Raw genomic sequence first — 8,457 nt, 5'->3', positions numbered from 1 at the left:
ATCTGGTATTGACGGTCAGCGATATCGAACGGGCCGTAGCGTTTTACAGCTCGGTGCTCAATATGGAGGCCATCACCTTTGGTGCGGGGCGCCGGGCGGTGGGGTTTGGCAACCAGAAGATCAATCTGCAACTGCTGGGGCAGGAGCCGCGCAACCGGGCGCAGGTGGGGTCGGGGGATATCTGCCTTATCACCCGCTGGCCGCTGGAGCAGGTGATGGCCCAGCTTGCCTGCCACGGGGTGGAGATTGTCGAGGGGCCGGTGACCAAAAGCGGTGCCTGCGGGCCGATAGAATCTGTCTACTTCCTCGATCCGGATCAGAACCTCATTGAAGTCAGCATCTATCCTTGAGCCCACCAAGCCATCACTCCCATCGCCATCAGCAACAGAAAGGGGCCGTCAATTGACGGCCCCTTTTGGTTATGGCTCCCTATTTTTCTGTACTACGTGGTGAGCTGGGCTGGCCTTCTTTGGCTCGCTAATTGGCCTCCAGTAGCTTCTCGATGGGATAGGCGCTGGAGACGACCAGCTCATCCCGGATCTGTTTGGCTTCTCGGATCAATGTACGGGCGGCGTTCTGCTCGTCTGCAGAGAGCGGCAGTTGCCCTTGCCTGGCGTCAAGCAATCGCACCCCGAGCCTGGAGAGGGCATCCACTTGTTCCACCATGGGGGCGAGCGCGGCCAGATCCCGGTTGTTGGCGCTGAGCTGACGCATCGCGGGGGTATTGGCCTGCCAGCCGAGCAGCAGGGTGCGGATCTCCAACTGGCGCGCCTGATGCACCGGATCGGCTAGTAGTTCATCAACCCAGCCGTCGAGTTGGCGAATGGTTGCGCTTTCGGGGGGAAGTGCATCGGCCAGCCGGTTCAGGGGATCGTAGCGGTCATAATTTTCATTGGCCGATTTTTCGTGGTGGCGATGATAGTACTGGGCCTGTTCAACCGCCTCGGCAAAGCGTTGCAGAGGCGCGATGTCTGACTGATTGGCCAGCCGCATCATGTTCCGTACGCCGTTCCATTGGTGCTGCAGCCCGACGGAGAGGGTGCCCCAGCGATCCATGTAGGCTAGTCGCCGATACATGCTATTTTCATCATCAATATCCTGCGCTGACCAGAGGCGCTCGGCGATGGCATAGGTGCGGGGCCAGAGTCGCAGATCCAGCGTCTGCTCATTGACCAGCTCACTCCAGAGGGTTACCTCGCCGCCCTGCACGCGGCTGGTCTCATCCCCTTGCAGAAATACCGGGTGACTGTTCTCGGGCAGTTTGCTCCCTGCTATCTTGCTGCCGCCTATCTGTTTACCGGTCATAGGGTAGGTAGCGTTGGCTACCTGCAGGACCCCGGAGAGGGTGCCGGAGGCGAGAGTGACACGTGGCTGGGTCTTGCCCATCCAACTGTCCATCCAGAATGTGGTGGTGCCGTTGTGTTCGCGCACATCCTGTACCGGACGTCGGGATTTTCCCTTGAAGTCGATAAAGCCGCGCAGCTTGCCTTGCTGATCCCTTATCAGGGTGAAGCTGCCGCTGACCGGGCTGCCGCGTTTGCGTGGTGCTTCAAAGGTCCAGCTTTGCCACTGCTCGCCCGGCTGCAGGGTATCGGCAATCGGTTGTGGGGCAGGCAGGGGATCATTGCGGTAGTGATAGGCGGTGGGCTGGGGCTGATCGATGTAGTAGCCCGTGGAGAGCAGCGCCTGATGGCCCTGTCTGACCGCTTCTCCCAGCGCATCTTGCCCCTGCCAGGACTGGATGACGACGCTTTTGGGCAGATCCGCGTGCAGTGTCTCATCCCAGCCGATCATCTTGCGACCATGGCGGGCCAGGATCTGCTCCAGCTTGCTGTTGAAGTGGGCATGCAGTTCTTGGGTGGTGGCCAGCTTGTTGGTCTTCATATAGGCCTGTACGGACTTACTTTGCTGCCACTGTTCGGGGTCTACTTCGTCCCCACCAATGTGCAGGTAGGGATCGGGGAAGAGGGTGACCACTTCCGCAACCAGCTGGTCGATAAAGTCGTAGACTGCCGGTTTGCTAGGATCGAGCAGCGGCTTGTGGACGCCCCAACGGCGCTCGGGGGCGTAGTCGGTGGCCTCCGTCATGAGCTCGGGATAGGCCGTCGCAATGGCTGACGCATGGCCGGGGAAGTCGAGCTCAGGCACCACTCGAATGCCGAGCTGGGTGGCATAGTCTACCAGCTCGCGGATTTGGGTCTGGGTGTAGAACTGGCCATCTGATCCTGCCTCCTGAAGACGCGGGAAGCGTTTGGATTCAACACGCCACCCCTGATCATCGGTCAGGTGCCAGTGAAAGACGTTGAGTTTGGCTGACGCCATGCCGTCGAGTTGACGCTTGAGATCCTCTAGGGAAAGGAAGTGGCGAGCCGAATCAAGTAGCAGGCCGCGCCAGGGAAAGCGCGGCTGATCCGCGATGGTGACCGCAGGGAGCGAGTAGCCGTCCGGTCCGCTCTGCAGCAGTTGCAGGAAGGTCTCCATACCGCGCAGGGCACCATAGAGGGTATTGGCTTCAAGGCGGGCGCCGTGGTTGGTGATCTGCAGTTTATAACTCTCATCTTCACTCTCCTGCTGCGGGAAAGAGGGGCTCCCCTGCTTGACCGCAATCTCTAAGCCTGGGCCATCAGCGCCCGGGACCAGAAACAGGCCTGTCTGGCGTTCGATGCGCTGTTGCAGCCGACGTTGTGCCTGCAGCAAGGAGGGGGAGTTGGCCTCGCTCAGGGTTATGGTGAAGTGGCGATCGACGGGCAGCTTCCCCTTGCTCAGCTTCACCTCCTGGGGGTAGGGCATCAGGGGAAGATCCGTATTGGGTGCAGCCGCCCAAGCGAGGGAGGAGCTGGCCAGGGCGCTTATCGCCAGCGCCAACATCGTTTTTTTCATCGAAGACCTCGTGCACAGAATGGAAACTGGTTTGCCAGTATGGGGGCCACAGTGTGTTGAAGGCGGGGGCGTTTTTTCCGGCTGGAAATGGAAAAAAGGCAGCAATAGAGAAGAAGTTGTGAGAGTGCCAGCAGTTCAGCGAACATACGGCGGTAAAATTGTGATCCGGAACGGATTTTTCAACACTATCGCTTTAATGGAAGTTGCGTACCCAGTCACGTTTCACGTTGCTTTGGCAACGCTATTACGAGGGTTTGGCGAGGACAAGATAAAAGGAAGGGGGGAAAGAGATACGCCATATCCTGCGTGACTTGATGGCGGCAGTGCAACCCGATCACTCATGTCACAGGGGCCGTCAATTGACGGCCCCTTGCTGTTATCGCTATCGAGCCCAGCACAAGCGGCACTGCGCCAATGTGGCAGAAACGCCCTAGAAAGGCGCGCTGCTCTCGTCGCTCACCTGTAAAAACTGCTCCAGCTCGGCCTGATAGGCCGCATCAGGTTGACCGCTGCTGGCAGGGGGGACGGCTGCAGGGCTGGCAACGGGAGGGGCGGTGAGGGTCTCCATCACCCGCTGCTGCAGATAGGGATAGAAGGGGTTGGAGGAGGTGCGGGTGAGGGCGCCGGGGTTGACGATCAGCACTCCGCGCTCGCCGCGCAGGGCCAGACCGCCGAGATTGATGCCGTATTGCTCACGCTGCTCCGGGCGCGCCGCCATGCCATAGAGGGGGTCGTCCATCGGGAAGGGGAGCGCCACGTGGGAGAGGGAGTAGATCTCCTTGGGATAATCGATACCCAGCGGACGGACCTGCTCAGGCTGGTCGGTGGTGGCCAGCGTCCTGGCCTGCGTCGCGGGGGAGGTTGACTCGACATTGCCCACCACGGTGAGGCGATAGTGCCCGGGGGCGTTTGGCAGCAAGCGGTGCAGTGCCAGCTCGGAGGCCGAGCTCATCAGCGGGCCAAACAGGGTGCTGCGGTTGATATCAAACAGCACCAGTTCGCTGCCGTTGGTCGGCAGGTAGTGGTAGAGATCGGCAATGATGGAGCGGGTGCTGACGGTGTAGTCCATCACCGACTGGAAGGTGAGGGCGGGGGGAAACGCCGCCAGCTTGCCACTGGCGGCCAGTTGGCGCACCTGCTGCTGGATGGCGTGGGTCAGGCGATAGGACTGGCGCGCGCCGTTGACCGGAAACGAGTTGTACTTGAACGGGTTGAACTCCGGCATGGTGTCGAGCCAGGCGGCATTGGCAAAGGCGGGCAGCAGGGCAGGCACGGCCTTGAGCCCGGCGAAGCGGGCAAAGCGGGTCACTCCGATCATCGGGGAGATCAGCACCAGCCGATCCGGTTTGGCCAGCGTGCCGCTCTGGTCGGCCAGCGCATCGAGCGCATATTTCACCGCCAGCGCGCCGCCGTTGGAAAATCCCACCAGATGTAGCGGCCGCTTGCCCGGTACCAGCAATCGGGCCTCTCGCACCGCCAGTCGGGTGGCGGCCAGCCAGGTCTCCCAATCCACATCCACGAGGCCAGCGGGCACGGTGCCGTGGCCGGGGATCCGCAGTCCCAGCGCGATAAAACCCTGCTGCTGATAGCGTCTGGCCAGATGGCGCAGGCTGTAGGGGGAGTCGGTCAGGCCGTGCAGCAGCACCGCCACCCCTTTGACTTCCCCCTCGGGGCGCAGCAGGTAGGAGCGGTTCCAGTTCTGCTGAAAGCGGGCGGGGTTGATGGGGGAGTCCTGATAGTAGCGATTGCTGGCCAGTTGCTGCTCTGGCGGCGTCTTGGCAACCACCTCGGTGGCCACCAGCTCGAACAGCTGCGCTTCGCGGGCCAGATAGGCTTGCCAGTCGCTGCTGTCGAGCTCATCGGCACTGAGTTCGGGGGGCACCACTGTGTGCCACAGCTGCAGCGGCGCAGCCTGCCAAGCGAAGTAGGCGATCACCGCCCATGCGGTCAGCAACAGCAGCAACAGGGTCAGCAGAGCACGGCGAATAAGGCGACGAGTGTGAGCCAGCATGGCGCAATCCTTGGCGATAGAGGTGAAGCCGCATCTGAGCGGGAGAGTTCGGCGCAGCACCCAAGGCGCTGACAATCGGCTTAAAGCCTAATGGAAACAAGGTGATATGTATAGTTGATGGCGATGGGCCGCGCCGGAGTCTGGCATCTGCTCCCGCCAGCAACGTCAGGGTGACAGCACCGAGTGTGTGTCGTGTGCTTTGTGTCGACTTGAGCTTATCACCGGATGCCTGCCCGATAGCCGTTGCGCTATAACTATCTGCCCCTGAAAGGGGGCAATTATGCTACTGTAGCGGCGTTTTTTGATGGATAAGCTGGCATTGGCCTTTTTTGAAGATGGAATGGTATGCAGAATTTTGACGTAGTGAATTGGCTGATGCAGCAGACAGCCTCCCCGGCGCAGCCGGAACAGGCGATGGCACAACCGGGCGGGGCCCAGACCCTGTGGCAGGTGACCCATGCTGGCTAATGAATCCATGCGCCTGAACAAATACATCAGCGAGAGCGGCATCTGCTCGCGCCGCGAGGCCGACCGCTTTATCGAGCAGGGCCACGTCTTTATCAACGGCAAGCGCGCCGGGATTGGCGATCAGGTGCAGGTCGGCGATCTGGTCAAGGTCAACGGGCAAGTGATTGAGCCGCGCGAGGCGGACAGTCTGGTGTTTATCGTGCTCAACAAGCCGGTGGGCATCGTCAGTACCACTGAGGCGGGCGAGAAGGACAACATCGTCGATTTCGTCAACCACAGTACCCGGGTCTTCCCCATCGGGCGACTGGACAAGGATTCGCAGGGGCTGATTTTTCTCACCAACCACGGCGATCTGGTCAACAAGATCCTGCGGGCGGGCAACGATCACGAGAAAGAGTATCTGGTGACCGTCGACAAGCCGGTGACCGACGAGTTTGTGCGCGGCATGGCGGCCGGGGTGCCGATCCTTGGCGCCGTTACCAAGAAGTGCAAGGTGAAGAAAGAGGCGCCGTTCGTCTTTCGCATCACCCTAGTGCAGGGGCTGAACCGCCAGATCCGCCGCATGTGCGAGCACTTCGGTTTCGAAGTGACCAAGCTGGAGCGCATTCGCATCATGAACGTCAGCCTCAAGGGGCTGCCGGTGGGCGAGTGGCGCGATCTGACCGACGACGAGCTGATCGAGCTGTTCAAGCTGATTGAGGACTCCTCCTCCGAGGTAAAACCGGCCAAAGGTGAAAAACCGAAGGCGGCCAAGGCCCCTGCGGCGCAAACCGCCAAACCGGCCCAAGGCAAGAAGCCGCGCCGCGATGACGATCACGAGATTGGCGGGCGTCCCAATGTGCCGGGCCCGGAAGCCTTCGAGAAGAAGCTGCCGGTGGGCAAGGTCGGCGCGGGCAAAGGTGCAGCCAATAAAGGCAGTGCAGGCAAAGGTGCGCCCAAGGGTGGCAAACCGGCCGCTGGCAAGCCGCGCACCGCTAACACCGGACGGCAGAAGAAGGGGCGTTGAGTCTCCCGCATCCCTCGCTTTAGCGCATAAAAACACCGGCCTTTGGCCGGTGTTTTGTTTGGGGGGTTATGGGCCTGACGCTCTTCTGTTCGCAGCGGACGGCGGGTAGCTTGCGCCAGATCAGGCTGGCCGCGTCTCCCCGCTCGCTGTCGCCCCACTATTTGGCTGAGGGTTATCTGGCTGGCTATCTGACTGATGGAAAGGCAGCCGCATCACCTTGGGGTAGTGGCGCGGATCGAGGCGCAGCACCAGCAGGCTCATCAGTAGCAAGCCCCCCAGCTGCCACTGCCAGGCGGCGGCGAAATCGCCCACATAGTGATAGAGCCGCGCAGCCACCCAGGGGCCGGTGGCCGCCAGCATAAAGCCGAACCCCTGCATCAGGGCGCTCAGGGTGCCCGCGCGGCGCGGATCGGGCAGGTGATCGAGCGCAATCACCATGATCAGCGAAAAACTGCCGCCAAGACCGGCGCCGCACAGCATGCACCAGAGCATGGGGGCCGCCTGTGGCGCCAGCCAGAGACCGGCAAATCCCGCCAACTGCATGGCGATCGCCAGCGCCATCCAGGGTCGTCGGTCCATCTTGTGGGCGGCCAGCAGCGGCAGGCCGAGGCCACTGGCGGTCTGGGCCAGCGCCAACCAGGCGACCAGTTCGCCCGCCTGCGCGGCGCTCCACCCCTGCGCCATATAGGCGGGGGCCAGCCAGGCCACTACTATGCCGTAACCGCTGTTGATGATGCCAAAGCAGACGATCAGCAACCAGCTGCGAGGCAGGGTGATCAGCCGCTGCTCGCCATCGGGAATGGCGACCGCCGCGGCCCGTGGCAGACGCACTTGCCACACCAGCCAGACGAGGGCCAGCAGCACCGGCAGGCTCCAGAGCGCCAGAGCCCGCGACCAGTCGAGGCTGGCCGCCAGCCTTGGTGTTAGGCTGGCCCCCAGCGCCCCGCCCCCCATCATGCAGGCGGAGAAGATCCCCATCACCAGCGGCACCTTGTGGGCGAACGCCTGCTTGATCAGTGCCGGCAGCACCCCCTGCACCAGCGCCGACCCCAATCCACAGAGCGCCGCACTGGCGATCAGCAGGGCGCCGCTCTGGGCATCGAAGCGCATGGCACTGCCAATGCCGAGCAGCAGCAGGGCCGCCCCCAGCAGCTGGCGCGCACTGGCGCGCCGACGCAGGCTCGGGGTGAGCAGCACGCCAATCCCGATGAGCCACAGCGGCAGCAGGGTGAGCCAGGCGAGGGTATCCATCCCCAGCGCCAGACGCTGGTCAATCGCTTGGGCCAGCGGGCCGATAGCGGTGAGAAAGGGGCGCAGGTTCAGGCCAATCAGGATCACCAGCACCAGCAGGGCGAACCGTTGGCGGTGCGCCTCTGCCGGGTGGGCGGTGGTCCCCTTACTCATCAGCAGGCACTGCTTGCTGGGCTTGCTGCGGCTGGGGTCCGTAGAGATCCGCTGCCGTCAGGGTGACGGTCAGTTTGACCAGCGGCAGCGGTTGCGGGGCAAGGGGTAGCCCCAGCTTTTGGTAGGCGGCGCAGCTGTCAAAGCCGAACGGGGCCGCATCGGCGTTATCAAAGGCGTAGTAGACGGCGGCGATGCCGTTCATCACCAGCGCGCCGAGGCACATGGGGCAGGGGTGGCCACTGGCATAGACGATTGATCCTGCGAGCGGCCCGCACTGGCTTGCCTTGCGCAGCGCCTCCAGCTCGGCGTGACGGGTCGGGTCCCCATCCAGATGGATGCCGTTGACCGCGCTCGCCACCAACTGGCCATCTTGCACCAGCAGGGCGGCGAAGGGGCGGCCACCCTGCTGGCGATTCTCTTTGGCCAGTTGCACCGCTTGCTCCAGCCACTCTTGATGGGTTGAGAGGGAAGATGATAAGGGGATCGGGTGGGTGTTGGCAGGCACGGCAAGGGATACAGACATGATGAAAAACCCTGATTTGGCGAAAGAAACGCCAGCCTAGCGGAGTGGAGGGTCATTTGGAAATTAAATGATAGAATGAGTTCCAGTGGTTTTATAAATGGAGTGCCCCATGCTGGATCCCCTGTTACTGCGCAGTTTTGTCGCCATTATCGACACCGGCAGCTT

At 62.1% G+C, this 8,457-nt stretch carries 8 protein-coding genes; 4 read left to right on the top strand and 4 right to left on the bottom strand.

The window, feature by feature from the left end:
• The first annotated feature begins 2 nt into the window (after positions 1 to 2).
• Complete coding sequence (locus LD28_RS0118330) at positions 3 to 350, top strand: VOC family protein (RefSeq protein WP_033138360.1); 348 nt, start codon at positions 3 to 5, stop codon at positions 348 to 350.
• A gap of 127 nt (positions 351 to 477) precedes the next feature.
• Here LD28_RS0118330 and LD28_RS0118325 read toward each other — a convergent pair whose 3' ends face one another.
• Positions 478 to 2,880: a family 20 glycosylhydrolase gene (locus tag LD28_RS0118325; RefSeq protein ID WP_033138359.1), complete on the bottom strand. Its 2,403-nt coding sequence runs from the start codon at positions 2,878 to 2,880 to the stop codon at positions 478 to 480.
• A 19-nt stretch (positions 2,881 to 2,899) separates the two neighbouring features.
• Here LD28_RS0118325 and LD28_RS23210 point away from each other — a divergent pair, with 19 nt between their 5' ends.
• Positions 2,900 to 3,190: a hypothetical protein gene (locus tag LD28_RS23210; RefSeq protein WP_156120310.1), complete on the top strand. Its 291-nt coding sequence runs from the start codon at positions 2,900 to 2,902 to the stop codon at positions 3,188 to 3,190.
• 120 nt (positions 3,191 to 3,310) lie between these two features.
• Here LD28_RS23210 and LD28_RS0118320 read toward each other — a convergent pair whose 3' ends face one another.
• Entirely contained in the window at positions 3,311 to 4,891 is a 1,581-nt protein-coding gene (locus tag LD28_RS0118320; protein ID WP_033138358.1) for an alpha/beta hydrolase, read from the bottom strand.
• Positions 4,892 to 5,236: 345 nt separating this feature from the next.
• Here LD28_RS0118320 and LD28_RS23925 point away from each other — a divergent pair, with 345 nt between their 5' ends.
• Together LD28_RS23925 and rluF are read left to right on the top strand one after the other, a co-directional pair.
• Positions 5,237 to 5,359 (top strand): hypothetical protein, encoded by a 123-nt coding sequence (locus LD28_RS23925; RefSeq protein WP_277619825.1) that lies wholly within the window; start codon positions 5,237 to 5,239, stop codon positions 5,357 to 5,359.
• Positions 5,349 to 6,365 (top strand): 23S rRNA pseudouridine(2604) synthase RluF, encoded by a 1,017-nt coding sequence (rluF, locus tag LD28_RS0118315; protein WP_033138357.1) that lies wholly within the window; start codon positions 5,349 to 5,351, stop codon positions 6,363 to 6,365. Before LD28_RS23925 ends, rluF begins: the two co-directional genes overlap by 11 nt.
• 120 nt (positions 6,366 to 6,485) lie before the next feature.
• Here rluF and LD28_RS0118310 read toward each other — a convergent pair whose 3' ends face one another.
• Entirely contained in the window at positions 6,486 to 7,769 is a 1,284-nt protein-coding gene (locus tag LD28_RS0118310; protein ID WP_033138356.1) for a cyanate transporter, read from the bottom strand.
• A complete protein-coding gene (locus LD28_RS0118305; protein ID WP_033138355.1) occupies positions 7,762 to 8,292 on the bottom strand; it encodes a nucleoside deaminase in 531 nt (176 codons plus the stop codon). Before LD28_RS0118305 ends, LD28_RS0118310 begins: the two co-directional genes overlap by 8 nt.
• Positions 8,293 to 8,457: the final 165 nt, after the last annotated feature.

Source organism: Aeromonas finlandensis (assembly GCF_000764645.1).
Lineage (GTDB): Bacteria > Pseudomonadota > Gammaproteobacteria > Enterobacterales > Aeromonadaceae > Aeromonas > Aeromonas finlandensis.
The sequence above is the reverse complement of the archived record's forward strand: the minus strand, read 5'-3'. Positions and strand labels throughout refer to the sequence as shown.